The following is a 17,137-nucleotide window of genomic DNA, read 5'->3' as shown; positions in this document are numbered from 1 at the left end:
AGGTATAGGCGATGAATAACACGATTTTTCCGAATAAGTTTAAAGCGGCCCTCGCGGCGCAACAGATTCAGATTGGCTGCTGGTCTGCATTAGCCAGCCCAATCAGTACCGAGGTTTTAGGCCTGGCAGGTTTTGACTGGCTGGTGCTGGATGGCGAACACGCGCCGAACGATATCTCGACGTTTATCCCGCAATTGATGGCGCTGAAAGGTAGCGCCAGCGCGCCAGTCGTGCGCGTACCGACCAACGAGCCGGTGATTATCAAGCGCCTGCTGGATATTGGGTTTTACAACTTCCTGATCCCGTTCGTTGAGACACAAGAAGAGGCGGTGAACGCCGTGGCGTCGACCCGCTATCCGCCGGAAGGTATTCGCGGCGTGTCCGTCTCCCATCGCGCCAATATGTTTGGCACCGTACCGGACTACTTTGCGCAGTCGAATAAGAACATCACCATCATCGTGCAGATTGAAAGTCAGCAGGGCGTTGGTAACGTTGACGCCATCGCGGCGACCGACGGCGTAGACGGTATTTTTGTTGGTCCGAGCGATCTGGCTGCGGCGCTAGGCCACCTCGGCAATGCGTCGCATCCTGATGTGCAGAAAGCTATCCAGCACATTTTTGCCCGCGCGAAAGCACATGGCAAACCAAGCGGAATTCTGGCCCCGGTAGAGGCGGATGCGCGTCGTTATCTGGAGTGGGGCGCGACCTTTGTTGCTGTTGGCAGCGACCTTGGCGTGTTCCGTTCAGCCACGCAGAAACTGGCTGATTCTTTTAAGAAATAACCACCATCGACAGTAGAGAGATAAAGACATGACAATGAAAGTTGGTTTTATTGGCCTCGGTATCATGGGTAAACCAATGAGTAAAAACCTCCTCAAGGCAGGTTACTCGTTGGTGGTTGCTGACCGTAACCCGGAATCCATTGCACAAGTCATTGCCGCAGGTGCAGAAACCGCCGCCACGGCGAAAGATATTGCCGAACAGTGCGACGTGATCATCACCATGCTGCCGAACTCGCCGCATGTGAAAGAAGTTGCGCTGGGGGAAGGCGGTATTATTGAAGGGGCGAAACCGGGCACAGTGCTTATCGACATGAGCTCCATCGCGCCGTTGGCCAGCCGTGAAATCAGCGACGCGCTGAAAGCGAAAGGCGTGGATATGCTGGATGCGCCGGTAAGCGGCGGTGAACCGAAAGCGATTGATGGCACGTTGTCGGTGATGGTCGGCGGCGATAAAGCGATTTTCGACAAGTATTACGATCTGTTGAAAGCGATGGCTGGTTCAGTGGTACATACCGGCGACATTGGCGCGGGTAACGTCACTAAGCTGGCGAACCAGGTGATTGTGGCGCTGAACATTGCGGCGATGTCTGAAGCGCTGACGCTGGCGACCAAAGCCGGAGTGAATCCGGATCTGGTATATCAGGCGATCCGTGGCGGGCTGGCAGGAAGTACCGTACTGGACGCGAAAGCGCCGATGGTTATGGACCGCAACTTCAAACCAGGCTTCCGTATTGACCTGCATATCAAAGATTTGGCGAATGCGCTGGACACTTCTCATGGGGTCGGCGCGCAGTTGCCGCTGACTGCTGCAGTCATGGAGATGATGCAGGCGCTGCGTGCAGATGGGCTGGGCACCGCCGATCACAGCGCGCTCGCATGCTACTACGAAAAACTGGCGAAAGTGGAAGTCACACGCTAACAAGAAGGGCGCGGATGTGCGCCCTGTATTTCTTGCCTTGCGCGGCACAGTCAGGCTACATAACTATGAAAATCGTAATTGCCCCAGACTCTTATAAAGAAAGTCTATCTGCCACTGAGGTCGCTCAGGCAATAGAAAAAGGATTTCGGGAAATATTTCCCGATGCGCAATATGTTTCAGTTCCGGTGGCCGACGGCGGCGAAGGAACGGTCGAAGCCATGATTGCCGCCACGCAAGGGAGTGAATATTCCGCGTGGGTGACGGGGCCGCTGGGTGAAAAAGTGAATGCCTGCTGGGGCATGTCCGGTGACGGTAAAACCGCGTTTATCGAAATGGCTGCAGCCAGCGGCCTGGCGTTGGTTCCTCCTGAAAAACGCAATCCATTAGTGACAACGTCTTGTGGTACCGGAGAGTTGATTTTGCAGGCGCTGGAAAGCGGTGCGAAAAGTATCATTATCGGCATTGGCGGTAGCGCGACCAATGACGGCGGCGCGGGTATGGTGCAGGCACTGGGAGCAAAACTCTGTGATGCCAACGGTACTGAAATCGGTTACGGCGGCGGTAGCCTGATTTGCCTCAATACCATCGATGTTTCGGGGCTGGATCCGCGCTTAAAAACCTGTTCAATCCGTGTTGCCTGTGATGTGACGAATCCTCTGACGGGCGATACTGGCGCATCCCGCATCTTTGGGCCTCAGAAAGGGGCGACTGAGGAACACATTGTCGAGCTGGACCGCAATCTTTCCCACTATGCCGATATCATTAAAAAATCGCTCAGGGTGGATGTGAAAGACGTACCTGGCGCGGGAGCGGCTGGTGGTATGGGGGCCGCGTTAATGGCTTTTTTAGGCGCGGAGCTGCGCAGTGGTATCGAGATTGTGACTCAGGCGCTCAATCTGGAAGAACATATTCACGATTGTACGCTGGTGGTCACCGGTGAGGGACGTATCGACAGCCAGAGTGTGCATGGCAAAGTGCCGATTGGTGTGGCAAATGTAGCGAAGAAGTACCATAAACCAGTAATTGGTATTGCCGGTAGCCTGACACGCGATGTGGACGTGGTACACCAATATGGCATTGATGCGGTGTTTAGCGTATTAACCCGGATCGGCACGCTGGAGGACGCTTTCCGCGGGGCATCGGATAATATTTACCGCGCTTCAAGGAATATCGCTGCCACGCTGGCAATCGGAATGCGTAGTGCGGGGTGACAAAGGCGCACGAACCCTCTATACTGCGCGCCGAAGCTGACCAGACAGTCGCCGCTTCGTCGTCGTCCTCTTCGGGGGAGACGGGCGGAGGGGAGGAAAGTCCGGGCTCCATAGGGCAGGGTGCCAGGTAACGCCTGGGGGGGAAACCCACGACCAGTGCAACAGAGAGCAAACCGCCGATGGCCCACGCAAGTGGGATCAGGTAAGGGTGAAAGGGTGCGGTAAGAGCGCACCGCGCGGCTGGTAACAGTCCGTGGCACGGTAAACTCCACCCGGAGCAAGGCCAAATAGGGGTTCACAAGGTACGGCCCGTACTGAACCCGGGTAGGCTGCTTGAGCCAGTGAGCGATTGCTGGCCTAGATGAATGACTGTCCACGACAGAACCCGGCTTATCGGTCAGCTTCACTCTTTATAGAACCCCGCTCCGGCGGGGTTTTTGCTTTGTGAGACAGAATAGATGAATGACTGTCCACGACGCTATGCTCAAAAGAACGTGGCTTATCGGATAGCTTCACTCTTTATAGAATCCCGCTCCGGCGGGGTTTTTGCTTTGTGAGACAGAATAGATGAATGACTGTCCACGACGCTATGCTCAAAAGAACGCGGCTTATCGGATAGCTTCACTCTTTATAGAATCCCGCTCCGGCGGGGTTTTTGCTTTGTGAGACAGAATAGATGAATGACTGTCCACGACGCTATGCTCAAAAGAACGCGGCTTATCGGTCAGCTTCACTCTTTATAGAACCCCGCTTCGGCGGGGTTTTTGCTTTGTGAGACAGAATAGATGAATGACTGTCCACGACGCTATGCTCAAAAGAACGCGGCTTATCGGATAGCTTCACTCTTTATAGAATCCCGCTCCGGCGGGGTTTTTGCTTTGTGAGACAGAATAGATGAATGACTGTCCACGACGCTATGCTCAAAAGAACGCGGCTTATCGGTCAGCTTCACTCTTTATAGAACCCCGCTTCGGCGGGGTTTTTGCTTTGTGAGACAGAATAGATGAATGACTGTCCACGACGCTATGCTCAAAAGAACGCGGCTTATCGGATAGCTTCACTCTTTATAGAATCCCGCTTCGGCGGGGTTTTTACTTTGTGTGGCGTAGCCCACAGGAAGTCATCATTCTGTCCGTTGTAACATAAATTATGTTCTCTCCTTTGAATTGCCATCTTCTACTTTATTCATATCAGAAATACCCGTTTTTGGCGTGATAAACAGGGTGTCTTTAAATTACTCATGATCTTTAACATTAAAGCAATACCATCAACAAAAAATTACATTATTAATAAATGATCGTCGTGATTTTTTTCTGATTATTTTAGTGTCGCCTTTTCTTTATTCAGGTCGAATAAAAGGGGACAGAGTCAATTACTAATAAAATGGTTAAAAAGTAAGCGGAAAAACCGCTCAAAAAAAATTGATTCATTATTATTTTTGATTGTTGTCACAATAATGGACATTTCTATTCATAACAATGACCCACGAATTCAGTACGAATTTCCACTTATTGCAAAATTTTAAATTAATAGGAAACCATTATGGGAACAGTAAGCTCAGGCTCTGCTCATAAAATGGGAGTCATTGCCCTAACGTTAGTGACTGCATCAAATATGATGGGGTCTGGCGTATTTATGTTGCCAACTAATCTCGCAGGCATAGGCTCCATCTCAATATGGGGATGGGTATTTACCATCATCGGTGTTATTGCACTTGCATTAGTTTTCGCTAAAACCAGTTTAATTACACCTCGTACCGGCGGTATCGTTGCTTATGCCAGTGATGCCTTCGGCCCATTCATTGGGTTTCAGACAACAATGTGCTATTGGATCAGCGCATGGGTAGGTAACGTTGCATTATTGGTCGCAGGTGTCGGCTATCTCAGTTTCTTTTTCCCGGAGCTTAAAAATCCAACTTACGGTTGTATTGCCGCAATTATTATTCTGTGGGCATTTGTTTTCCTTGCTAGTTTTGGTGCCAAAGTTGCGGGGCGGGCACAATCCTTTACCGCAACCTGCGGGTTAATCGTAATATTAGGCGTAGGATTTATTGGGTGGTTCTGGTTTAACCCGTCGCTCTATACTGAAGTTTATAATGGAACGGGACATAGTGATTCCTCGGCAATTATTTCTGCTGCGTCGATTGCGCTATGGGGCTTCCTTGGTATTGAATCTGCAGTCGTTTCTACCGGTCAGGTCGAAGATCCAGAACGCACGGTTCCTCGGGCTACCGTTATGGGGTTATTAATCGCTTCCGTATGCTATGTTGGTAGCTGCACTGTTATTATGGGGTTGGTACCACATAATGTTCTGGTAGATTCAGCCGCACCTTTTGCTGATGCCGCACGCTATATGTTCGGTAATACGGCAGGGAACATTGCTTCCGCACTGAGCATCATTGCCTGCTTTGGCTCAATTTCAGGTTGGTTGATACTTCAGTCAGAAGGCCCGCGCGCAGGTGCTCAACAAGGACTTTTCCCGAAATTCTTTGAAGAAACCAACAAGCAAGATGTCCCGATGAAAAGCCTCGTTTTTACCGGTGTATTAATGAGTATTGTCTTGCTTCTGACGGCATCTCCGAATCTGGCGAAACAATTCCAGGCTGTAATCTTAATGTCGGTATTTGCTTCACTTCTGCCATATATGTACGCCCTGATTTCGCTTCCAATCATCCTTGTTTCAAAGAAAGCCAATCGTGGAAGATCGTTTATGTTTTACTGCACGTTGGTTGTTATTGGCATGATTTACTGCATTTTTGCTTTGCTTGGTTCTGGCAGCGACTCCATATTCTGGGGCATCTTGATGATGATGGTAACCATTCCATTGTTCTCATTTGTTGCTGCCGGGCGTAGTAAGAAAGGTCAGGATATTCTTTATTTAGATAAACGTATCTAAACGTATCCAACTGTATTGGTTTTATCCACGGGAGTTTAAAATGACATTATCTATTGTCGAACAGAATAAGCTCGATGCTTTTTGGTCATATTGCGTAAAAAATCAGTATTTTAATATAGGTTATCCGGAGTCAGCCGACTTCGATTACACGATACTGGAACGGTTTATGCGTTTCTCCATAAATAATTGTGGTGACTGGGGGGAGTATTGCAATTATTTGCTGAACTCGTTTGATTTTGAAAAAGAAGTAATGGAGTATTTCGCCAGTATTTTCAAAATCCCATTTGAAGAAAGCTGGGGTTACGTTACCAACGGGGGAACTGAAGGTAATATGTTTGGCTGCTATCTGGGGCGTGAACTGTTTCCAGAAGGTACGCTTTATTACTCGAAAGATACTCATTATTCCGTTGCGAAAATTGTTAAGTTGTTGCGCATTAAATCAAGTCTGGTGGAATCACAGCCGAATGGTGAGATGGACTATGATGATTTGATTCGTAAAATTCAACGCGATAACGAAGAACATCCGATTATTTTTGCAAATATCGGCACAACCGTTCGTGGCGCTATTGATAATATTGCTGAGATCCAACAACGGATTGGTCAACTGGGTATCAAACGTGACGATTATTATCTACACGCTGATGCTGCGTTGAGCGGTATGATTTTGCCGTTTGTGAACGATCCGCAGCCTTTTAACTTCGCTGATGGTATTGATTCTATTGGCGTTTCAGGTCACAAAATGATTGGTTCGCCTATTCCCTGCGGCATCGTGGTAGCGAAAAGGAAAAACGTTGACCGGATTTCTGTCGAAATTGATTACATCTCTGCACACGATAAAACCATTTCTGGTTCTCGTAACGGCCATACACCGCTAATGATGTGGGAAGCTATTCGCAGCCATTCCTGGAGCGACTGGCAACGCCGCATTGAACATAGCCTGAATATGGCGCAGTACGCAGTCGATCGCTTACAGGCTGCTGGTATTGATGCCTGGCGCAATAAAAACTCTATTACCGTGGTTTTCCCTTGTCCGTCAGAAGCCGTCTGGAAGAAGCACTGTCTGGCCACCTCCGGTGACATCGCTCACCTGATTACCACTGCGCACCACCTTGACTCCAGCAAGATTGATGAGCTGATTGACGATGTGATTGCTGACCTGAACCAGCAGGCCGCATGAAGAAAGGGCAGTGATAATCATCACTGCCCTCAGGGGCGGCGCAACCGATGCCGAGACCAATCATTATCGGTTGCGTCTATCAGGCTCTGTTCTTACAGAGCCTTCAACGAGATTAACGCTTTACCGATGGGTTGTAACGACAAACTTTGGCCCTGGACATGCGCGGGAGGAGTCCCGTTCATCTCACTATGATCTATTAAATGAGGACTGGCATGGATAAATGTTGCGCGAAGACAAACCAAATGGGTCTGCTTGCGCTGACCATGATGACAGCATCAAATATGATGGGTAGCGGTGTGTTTATGCTGCCTGCCACGCTTGCGAGAATAGGTTCAATCTCTGTCTGGGGATGGGGACTCGCGTTTTTAGCGATTGCTGCCCTGGCACTCATTTTCTGCAAAATGAGTGAGTTATTTCCGCGCAATGGCGGCATCATAGCCAGTATTACTGCCAGCTTTGGCCCCTTTATCGGCCTACAAATGACATTGTTCTATTGGTTGTCAACGTGGATTGGCAACTGCGCGCTGCTGTTAGCCGGCGTGGGATATCTCTCTTTCTTCTTCCCGGTATTACACAACCCACTTTATGGTACGACAGCATGCATTGTGCTGCTTTGGTGCTCTGTTCTTTGGGGATTACGTGGAGCGAAACGGGTTGGCTATATGCAAATGTTCACGGGCAGCTGCATGGTGCTGGTGATCCTCAGCATCGGCGTCATGGGCTGGGGACATTTTGACGTTGCGCGTTATCAGGCAGCCTGGAATCTTAGTGGCGTCAGTGATCATCAGGCAATCATTAACGCGGCAACTATCTCATTATGGGGTTTTCTGGGCATTGAATCTGCATCTGTCTCGTTTAGCCAAGTGAAAAACCCACGCCGCACAATACCTCTGGCCACCTTGTTAGGGCTGGGGCTCGCTGGGTTATGTTATGCCAGTTCAACCAATGTCATGATGGGGCTACTCCCCCATGATGTGCTGATGAACTCCTCCTCTCCTTTTGCCGACAGCGCAAAAGCAATGTGGGGAAGTACGGTTGGAGCGATTATTTCAGCCATGGTCGTTATCGCTTGCCTCGGGGCGATGCCTGGTTGGCAAATCCTGCAAACTGAAGTGCCCAGGGCTGCGGCGGAAGATAATTTACTCCCTGCTTTTTTTGCCCGTACTAACCGCCATGGTGTTCCCTGGTGTGGGTTGATTTTTACTGCAGCGCTGATGACTGCGCTCCTGCTATTCACATTGTCGCCAAATCTGCAGAACCAGTTCCAGAGCGTGATTACATTGGCCATCTCTGCCAGCTTACTCCCCTATGCATTTGCTGCAGTATCACTGCCGGTCATGATAGTTGTTCATCGCCGGGGAGGTGATGCCAGTTTCTGGAGTTATTGCTGCCTCAGCCTGGTTGCGTTGAGCTTTATTGCACTGGCGCTAATGACAGAGAGTGCCTCTACCGTGGTATGGGGCATTATTTTACAGATGATCACCATCCCTCTTTACCTTCTTTATGTTGCCCGGCGCCATCGTCTGAACAAGGGTGTCCCGCAGCACAATTTGACTGAACAATCTTTTTCTTTATTAAGCAAGGAGTTGTCATGAGCAAAATTCAGGCTATACGAGGTATGCGCGATGTGCTGCCTGACGAAACACCAATGTGGCAGTGGCTGGAGCGTAAATTTCATCAAATGGCGTTTCGTTATGGATACCAGGAAATGCGTCTGCCGCTCCTGGAGCCCGTTGCGCTCTTTGAACGTGCGGTGGGTGAAGCGACCGATATCGTCTCAAAAGAAATGTACGATTTTACCGATAAAAGCGGTGAGCATATTACCTTGCGTCCGGAAGGGACCAGCGGATGTATGCGTGCGGTCCTGGAAAATAACATGTGTTACAACAAGTCACAGCGTTTGTGGTATCAGGGACCGATGTTTCGTTACGAGCGTCCGCAAAAAGGGCGGTTACGCCAGTTCACGCAGTTTGGTGTCGAAGCCTTCGGAATGTCCGGTGCCGATGTTGATGCTGAACTGATCTTTATGGTGCGCGATCTATTTGAAGATTTAGGCATATCACAGAACGTCCGGCTGGAAATTAACTCATTAGGGACGCCGGAAGAACGCCAGGCACATCGCAGGGAACTGGTGAGTTGGTTTACTCAACATAGAGACTTGTTGGACGAAGACAGCATCAAGCGTCTGGACGTAAACCCTCTGCGTATCCTCGATAGTAAAAACCCTGAAATGCAAGAAATGATAGAGAACGCACCTCGTTTACTGGATTTTCTGGGGGATGATTCACAGCGGCATTTCAATACGTTGCGGACTCTGCTCGACAATGCCGATATAACCTATCACATTAACCCACGCTTGGTGCGCGGGTTGGATTACTATTCACGCACTGTTTTTGAATGGATTACCGATGATTTAGGTTCTCAGGGGACAGTCTGCGGTGGTGGTCGTTATGATGGTCTGGCTGAGTTATTTAATGGTAAGAAATTGCCCGCCTGTGGGTTTGCCATAGGTATCGAACGATTGTTGCTTCTGCTGCAGACTGTTTATGACGGTCTGAATCCTCAGTGGCAATTCCATCCTGACGTTGTGATTACCAGCGAGCTGGAGGATGGGGGCATACAGGTGCAAGTGCTGGCTTGCGCGCTTCGTCGAGACTTGCCTGGTTTGCGTGTCCTCACTGATTGTAGCGGTACCAAACTTAAACGACAGCATCAAAATGCCCTTAAGAGCGGTTGTCGTTTTATTCTGACCATTAATGCTGATCAACAAATTCGTCTTTGGGATTTACAAAATAACCAGCAAAATTTACTAGCGATTCAAGATATTGCATTACGACTTGATGAGCTTAACCAGAAATAAGTGAACTGGGCTATCAAAAGGGCATCTTGTTGTCTTTTGGTAGCTCCTGTAAGATTCTCTAGAAATCCTAATATATTAACAGACGTGGCTTATGCACTAATAAAAAACACTATTTAGCCAACTTAAATATTATTTAAACATTATTCCTATGCCACGAAAAAACCGATTATTTATCGATGGAATTCCTCACCTCGTGCAATTGTGCGGGCATAATGATGAAACTATTTTTAAAGGTGAAGAAGATTACCAGTATTTTTATCAATGCGTCGACACTGCAATGAGTATCTATGCGGTAAGATTACATGCGTATTCACTTTCATCAAAGAAAATATTTTTATTTCTGTCCGCTCCTGATAAAGAATGCCTCGGGCGTTTTATGCAATATATCGCCAAAGGTTACACCCACTACTTCAACCACCGTCACCAACGCCATGGCACGCTTTGGGATAGTCGATACAATTGCTGCCCCGTCGAACCCAACGCCTATTTCTTACTGACAAAAAAATACGTTGAATGCCATTGCGTGGATGAAACTCCGCATCATAGTTTTGCTGATTCCCCCGAAGTGCGGATCACTCCCCATGAAGAGTACCTGCGCCTCGGAGAAAATGCGGCGCAGCGTTCCGGTGCCTACCAGCGCTTTTGCCTGGGGATGATTGTTCCGGCAGTCATTACGCGTATTGAGTCATCACTGGCGCAAAACTGCCTACTGGCAACGACACCTTACTCTCAGTCGCTGGAAGAAAAATATCAGCGGAATCTGCGGCCACGAAAAAGTGGTCGTCCACGTAAGCATTACCAGAACCCCGCCGCGGACTGGGAGTGGCTGGAAAAAAAAGCGGAGTATTTATTGCAGCAGTATTGCTACAAGGAGATCCGCATGCCGCTTCTTGAAAGGCTGGAAGAAAACGCTACGAGGTCTTTTTCCGGTGAAAGTGATGAGCTAATGCTTAATCATCAGGCGTTATTTCGCGGTGATGGAACGATGGGCTGTCTACGGCTTTTATCGCAATATCAGAATTTACAAATTGGCACACGATTATGGTATCTGGGGGCAATGTTCCGCCGTCAGAACCAGCAGAACATCAGCCAATTTCATCAATTGGGCGTGGAAGCGTTTGGCTATCCAGATATTGGCATTGAGATTGAACTCATTTCCTTACAGTACGATTTTTTCAAATCGCTACAACTGTTGCCGTTTGTCGAACTCAAAATCAATACATTAGGCAATGTCGAAGAGTTCACTCAATTTCGCCGTCACTTGCAGCAATACTATCAGCCGCTGGCATCACTGCTTAATGCCAGGCAGTTAGCTTGCCTGGAGCAACATCCTGAGCGCTTACTGAGTGATAAAGATAATTTGATGCTGCGCCTGGCAGAAAAGGCGCCGCAACTTGAAGCATGCCTGTCATTACAATCCCGTCAGCGTTTTACGCACCTTTGCGACTCACTGACTGCACTGAATATCCCTTTTACCCACGATAAAAATCTCTTCCCCGTAAATGACTATAACGACCAGCTTTTTGAATGGTATGCGGATTCGTTGCATCACAATAAATTACTGTGTCGGGGCGGGCGTTACGACAATAGCGCCAGTCGGCTAATTGGGCATCCTGTCTCTGCATGCGGCTTCGCTTTCATGCTGGAACCGATTATGCAGTTGCTTACCGCTACGAAAAAAAGCAGCGATTATGCTAAGCATGTCGATGTTGTCATCATACCCAGCCAGGAACGGGCACGGGATCAGGCAATACTACTTGGCCGCCGGCTCAGGCGTAATTTCCCGCATTTGAGCATTGTCAATGACTGCTCCACGCTACGCTTATCGACCCGGCAGAAGAACGCGCAACGCCAGGGAGCACGTTTTATTTTGCTTATAGACGGCAGCGACAATGAGGTCACTTTTTGTGATGAAGAAAACCATTGCTGGGTGCAAATCCCCCTTCATGAAGTGACAGCGCATTTAAGTATGGCGTTAATGATGTAACCCGGTGGCTCGCAATGAGAAGTGGCCTTCCCTTTATTGAAGGGGATAACGTTCCTTATCTGGTAAAAGGTACTGGTGGATATTTCCCGTTTTGTGACAACAAACACAAAACGCTGTGCGATACGTTTTTCTCGAGAATAAATGAACGCAATCGATCGCCATCACAAAATTACTCGCTGATAAATCGTACAAAACCAGTGTTAATATAATGTTGCATATGATAATTTTATGTATGATTTGGTTTGAATATTAATAAATGCAATGTTTCTTTACAAACAAATAAGGCGAAAAAATGTGATGCATGGCGTTATTTATTCATGGTTACAATTAAAATATAATTAAATTTGATAAGTTGCTTATTAAATTTAAGCATCATTTTGCCGGATAATTGCTCTGTAATTGATTGAAATATAGCCTTTCACGATTTTTGGAAATAGCGGAAAAAACAGGTGTGTTATTGCCATAAAATTCCGTTATCCCCCCATCTTTTTTTGATTAAAGTCAGGTTAAAGTGAGATCGTGTTTTTATAATTTGTTGATTATAAAGAATTTTATTGTTTAATAATAATCTTACAAAATGTAAGTGAAGGGGATTTGTGAGTGGTCGCACATATCCTCGATTGCTTAATTTGGTACACTTCCTGCCGTCAACAAAGTAATTAACGCAGGTCGATATGAATACTATTACTCTCCCTAAAACACAGCATTTAGTGGTCTTTCAGGAAGTCATTAGAAGTGGTTCTATCGGCTCGGCTGCAAAAGAATTAGGTTTAACTCAACCCGCTGTCAGCAAAATCATTAACGATGTTGAGGCTTATTTTGGCATTGAGTTAGTCGTACGTAAAAATACCGGTGTGACACTGACCCAGGCAGGTCAGGTGATGCTTTCATGGTCTGAATCCATTACCCGCGAAATGAAAAACATGGTTGATGAGATGAACAGCATGACCAGCAACGCGGTCGTTGATGTGTCGTTTGGCTTCCCTTCACTGATCGCCTTTACCATCATGTCCGGCATGATAAAAAAATTTAAAGAGGTGTTCCCGAAAGCGCAGGTTTCCATGTATGAGGCTCAGCTCTCCTCTTTCTTACCTGCGGTACGCGATGGGCGTCTGGATTTCGCCATTGGTACGCTAAGTGATGAGATGAAACTGCAGGACCTCCATGTTGAGCCGCTTTTTGAGTCAGAGTTTATTCTGGTGGCCAGTAAGTCCCGAACATGCACCGGCATCACCTCGCTGAGCGCGTTGAAAAACGAACAGTGGGTGTTGCCACAAACGAATATGGGTTACTACAGCGAACTTCTCACCACGTTACAAAATAATGGCATCAGCAGTGAAAACATCGTTAAAACAGACTCCGTTGTCACGATTTATAATCTTGTTCTCAATGCTGATTTCTTAACAGTAATTCCCTGTGATATGACCGCCCCATTTGGTTCAGACCAGTTTATTACTATCCCGGTAGAAGAAGCCTTACCGGTTGCACGTTATGCCGCCGTTTGGTCTAAAAATTATCGAATAAAAAAAGCAGCATCTATTTTGGTTGAATTAGCCAAAGAATATTCATCATATAATTCTTGTAGGCGAAAGCAATTAATTGAAATTGATTAAAGATTGAACTTGTTTTAATGAGAAATTAACGCCATCGGTCTATATCAGACGTTGGTCACGGCTATCTATTTACTTTAATACCCAGGTAAGAGGTTCTAATGCACATTACATACGATCTCCCAGTTGCAATTGAAGATATCCTCGAAGCGAAAAAAAGACTGGCGGGGAAAATTTATAAAACGGGAATGCCTCGCTCTAACTATTTTAGTGAACGTTGCAAAGGGGAAATTTTCCTCAAGTTTGAAAACATGCAGCGTACCGGTTCATTTAAAATCCGTGGCGCTTTTAACAAGCTCAGTTCCTTAACTGAAGCAGAAAGAATGAAGGGTGTGGTGGCTTGCTCTGCAGGTAACCATGCGCAGGGCGTTTCTCTCTCCTGCGCTATGCTCGGTATCGACGGCAAAGTGGTGATGCCAAAAGGCGCGCCGAAGTCTAAAGTGGCGGCAACCTGCGATTATTCCGCAGAAGTTGTGCTGCACGGCGACAACTTCAACGACACCATCGCGAAGGTCAGCGAGATTGTGGAAACGGAAGGCCGTATCTTTATTCCGCCATACGATGACCCGAAAGTTATTGCGGGCCAGGGAACGATTGGCCTGGAAATTTTAGAAGATCTGTACGATGTCGATAACGTGATTGTACCAATTGGCGGTGGCGGACTGATTGCGGGTATTGCCGTAGCAATTAAATCTATCAACCCAACAATTAGAATTATTGGTGTGCAGTCTGAAAACGTTCACGGCATGGCGGCATCTTTCCACGCTGGAGAAATAACCACGCACCGAACGACCGGCACCCTGGCGGATGGTTGTGACGTCTCTCGCCCGGGTACTTTAACGTATGAAATTGTTCGTGAGTTGGTGGATGACATTGTCCTGGTCAGCGAAGATGAAATTCGCAACAGCATGGTGGCATTAATTCAGCGAAATAAAGTTGTGACTGAAGGTGCCGGTGCGCTGGCATGCGCAGCATTATTAAGCGGGAAATTAGATAGCTATATCCAGAACAGAAAAACAGTCAGCATTATTTCTGGCGGTAATATCGACCTTTCTCGTGTATCTCAAATTACTGGTTTAGTTGACGCTTAATATACTTCGTTGAGGATAGGATATGAGTACTACTGATAGCATTGTATCCAGCCAGACAAAACAGTCGTCCTGGCGCAAATCGGACACCACCTGGACACTGGGTTTATTTGGTACAGCCATCGGCGCAGGGGTGCTGTTCTTCCCTATCCGCGCAGGTTTTGGCGGACTGATCCCCATTCTGATCATGCTGGTGTTAGCATACCCCATCGCCTTCTATTGCCACCGTGCGCTGGCACGCCTGTGTCTTTCCGGTTCTAATCCTTCCGGTAACATCACAGAAACGGTTGAAGAGCACTTTGGTAAAACGGGCGGCGTGGTTATCACGTTCCTCTACTTCTTTGCGATTTGTCCGCTGCTGTGGATTTATGGCGTCACCATTACCAACACCTTTATGACCTTCTGGGAAAACCAGTTGCAGATGCCCGCGTTAAACCGTGGCTTTGTCGCTCTGTTCCTGCTGCTGTTGATGGCATTCGTCATCTGGTTCGGTAAAGATCTGATGGTTAAAGTGATGAGCTACCTGGTATGGCCGTTTATCGCCAGCCTGGTGCTAATCTCTCTGTCACTGATTCCTTACTGGAACTCTGCGGTTATCGATCAGGTTGATCTCAGCAATATCGCACTGACTGGCCATGACGGCATCCTGGTTACCGTATGGCTGGGTATTTCCATCATGGTGTTCTCTTTCAACTTCTCGCCAATCGTTTCTTCCTTCGTGGTCTCTAAACGCGAAGAGTATGAGAAAGATTTCGGTCGTGAATTCACCGAGCAGAAATGTTCCAAAATCATCTCCCGCGCCAGTATGCTGATGGTGGCCGTGGTTATGTTCTTCGCCTTTAGCTGCCTGTTCACGCTGTCTCCGGCAAACATGGCGGATGCGAAAGCACAGAACATTCCGGTACTGTCTTACCTGGCGAACCACTTCGCGTCACTGTCCGGTACGAAGTCCACCTTCGCGACCGTTCTGGAGTACGGTGCTTCTATCATTGCCCTGGTCGCTATCTTCAAATCTTTCTTCGGCCACTATCTGGGTACGCTGGAAGGTCTGAACGGTCTGGTGCTGAAGTTTGGTTACAAAGGCGATAAAACGAAAGTTTCCGTCGGCAAACTGAACACCATCAGCATGATCTTCATCATGGGCTCCACCTGGGTTGTGGCTTACGCCAACCCGAACATCCTGGACCTGATTGAAGCAATGGGCGCGCCGATTATCGCCTCACTGCTCTGCCTGCTGCCGATGTATGCCATCCGTAAAGCGCCGTCACTGGCGAAATACCGTGGCCGTCTGGATAACGTGTTTGTTACCGCGATTGGTCTGCTGACCATCCTGAACATTGTCTACAAACTGTTTTAATCCATAAGCTCAGGATGAGCGGAGTAGTGAAATGAATGAGTTTCCGGTAGTACTGGTTATTAACTGTGGTTCATCTTCCATTAAATTCTCAGTGCTGGATGCAGCAAACTGTGAAGTTTTACTGGCGGGAATTGCAGACGGTATTAACTCTGAAAATGCGTTCATAGCAATTAATGGAGGAGAGCCAGCTAAGCTGGCTCACCACAGCTACGAAGACGCATTAAAAGCCATTGCCGTTGAACTGGAGAAACGTAATTTAATGGACAGCGTGGCCTTAATTGGCCACCGCATTGCCCACGGCGGAAATATCTTTACCGAATCAGCCATTATTACTGATGAAGTTATCGAAAATATCCGCCGGGTCTCTCCTTTAGCACCGTTACATAATTATGCGAACTTAAGCGGAATCGAATCTGCTCAGCATCTTTTCCCTGGCCGGCAGCAGGTTGCGGTATTTGATACCAGCTTCCATCAGACAATGGCGCCTGAAGCGTATATGTACGGTTTACCGTGGAAATATTTTGAGGAGCTGGGTGTTCGTCGTTACGGCTTCCACGGCACGTCGCATCGCTATGTTTCTCAACGTGCGCATGAGCTGCTTGAGCTACCGCATGATGATTCTGGCCTGGTTGTGGCTCACCTCGGGAATGGGGCGTCTATCTGTGCGGTGCGTAATGGACAGAGCGTGGATACCTCGATGGGGATGACGCCGCTGGAAGGCCTGATGATGGGGACACGCAGCGGTGATGTGGACTTCGGTGCGATGGCGTGGATCGCCAGTGAAACCAACCAGACGCTAAGCGACCTTGAACGCGTAGTGAATAAGGAATCTGGCCTGCTGGGTATTTCCGGTTTGTCGTCCGACTTACGTACGCTGGAAAAAGCCTGGCACGAGGGACATGAGCGTGCGCAACTGGCGATTAAAACGTTTGTGCATCGCATCGCGCGTCATATCGCCGGGCATGCCGCATCGCTGCATCGTCTTGATGGGATTATTTTCACTGGTGGAATAGGTGAAAACTCGGTATTAATTCGCCGCCTGGTGATTGAGCACCTTGCTGTTTTAGGTGTGAATATCGATAGTGAAATGAATAGTCTGCCAAATTCCCATGGCGAAAGAATTATCTCCAATAAAGATGCTCATGTTATTTGTGCGGTTATTCCCACGAATGAAGAGAAAATGATTGCGCGTGATGCCATTGCGTTAGGCAAAATTAATACACCAGTAGAATTTGCATAATTAATTTTCAG

The 17,137-nt window shown here is 47.9% G+C and carries 12 protein-coding genes and 1 other RNA gene; all 13 read left to right on the top strand.

Features of this window, described 5'->3' with window-relative positions:
• Positions 1–11 precede the first annotated feature (11 nt).
• The 13 genes from garL to tdcD all read left to right on the top strand — a co-directional run bounded on the left by garL (position 12) and on the right by tdcD (position 17,126).
• A complete protein-coding gene (gene garL, locus AL515_RS21600; protein WP_061068668.1) occupies positions 12–782 on the top strand; it encodes a 2-dehydro-3-deoxyglucarate aldolase in 771 nt (256 codons plus the stop codon).
• A 28-nt stretch (positions 783–810) separates the two neighbouring features.
• A complete protein-coding gene (gene garR / locus AL515_RS21595; RefSeq protein WP_048213366.1) occupies positions 811–1,701 on the top strand; it encodes a 2-hydroxy-3-oxopropionate reductase in 891 nt (296 codons plus the stop codon).
• Between the two features lie 65 nt (positions 1,702–1,766).
• The gene (garK, locus tag AL515_RS21590; RefSeq protein ID WP_061068667.1) at positions 1,767–2,912 is read left to right on the top strand and encodes a glycerate 2-kinase; all 1,146 of its coding nucleotides are present in this window, start codon (positions 1,767–1,769) and stop codon (positions 2,910–2,912) included.
• 32 nt (positions 2,913–2,944) lie between these two features.
• Positions 2,945–3,321: RNase P RNA component class A (gene rnpB / locus AL515_RS21585), an RNA gene on the top strand.
• A gap of 1,133 nt (positions 3,322–4,454) precedes the next feature.
• The gene (hdcC, locus tag AL515_RS21575; RefSeq protein ID WP_048213364.1) at positions 4,455–5,807 is read left to right on the top strand and encodes a histidine-histamine antiporter; all 1,353 of its coding nucleotides are present in this window, start codon (positions 4,455–4,457) and stop codon (positions 5,805–5,807) included.
• Positions 5,808–5,847: 40 nt separating this feature from the next.
• The gene (locus AL515_RS21570) at positions 5,848–6,984 is read left to right on the top strand and encodes a histidine decarboxylase (protein WP_061068666.1); all 1,137 of its coding nucleotides are present in this window, start codon (positions 5,848–5,850) and stop codon (positions 6,982–6,984) included.
• A 212-nt stretch (positions 6,985–7,196) separates the two neighbouring features.
• The gene (locus AL515_RS21565; protein ID WP_048213362.1) at positions 7,197–8,579 is read left to right on the top strand and encodes an amino acid permease; all 1,383 of its coding nucleotides are present in this window, start codon (positions 7,197–7,199) and stop codon (positions 8,577–8,579) included.
• Positions 8,576–9,844 (top strand): histidine--tRNA ligase, encoded by a 1,269-nt coding sequence (gene hisS / locus AL515_RS21560; RefSeq protein WP_061068665.1) that lies wholly within the window; start codon positions 8,576–8,578, stop codon positions 9,842–9,844. The genes AL515_RS21565 and hisS overlap by 4 nt, the downstream gene beginning before the upstream one ends.
• 148 nt (positions 9,845–9,992) lie before the next feature.
• Positions 9,993–11,831 (top strand): ATP phosphoribosyltransferase regulatory subunit, encoded by a 1,839-nt coding sequence (locus AL515_RS21555; protein WP_048213360.1) that lies wholly within the window; start codon positions 9,993–9,995, stop codon positions 11,829–11,831.
• Positions 11,832–12,505: 674 nt separating this feature from the next.
• Complete coding sequence (gene tdcA, locus AL515_RS21550) at positions 12,506–13,444, top strand: transcriptional regulator TdcA (RefSeq protein WP_048213359.1); 939 nt, start codon at positions 12,506–12,508, stop codon at positions 13,442–13,444.
• 98 nt (positions 13,445–13,542) lie between these two features.
• Positions 13,543–14,532, top strand: a complete 990-nt coding sequence (tdcB, locus tag AL515_RS21545; protein ID WP_048213358.1) for a bifunctional threonine ammonia-lyase/L-serine ammonia-lyase TdcB — start codon at positions 13,543–13,545, stop codon at positions 14,530–14,532.
• 22 nt (positions 14,533–14,554) lie between these two features.
• Positions 14,555–15,886, top strand: coding sequence for a threonine/serine transporter TdcC (gene tdcC, locus AL515_RS21540; RefSeq protein ID WP_005131699.1), 1,332 nt, complete (start codon positions 14,555–14,557; stop codon positions 15,884–15,886).
• 31 nt (positions 15,887–15,917) lie between these two features.
• A complete protein-coding gene (gene tdcD, locus AL515_RS21535) occupies positions 15,918–17,126 on the top strand; it encodes a propionate kinase (protein WP_061068664.1) in 1,209 nt (402 codons plus the stop codon).
• Positions 17,127–17,137: the final 11 nt, after the last annotated feature.

This window comes from Citrobacter sp. FDAARGOS_156 (assembly GCF_001559235.2).
Classification (GTDB): Bacteria; Pseudomonadota; Gammaproteobacteria; order Enterobacterales; family Enterobacteriaceae; genus Citrobacter; species Citrobacter youngae.
The sequence above is the reverse complement of the archived record's forward strand: the minus strand, read 5'-3'. Positions and strand labels throughout refer to the sequence as shown.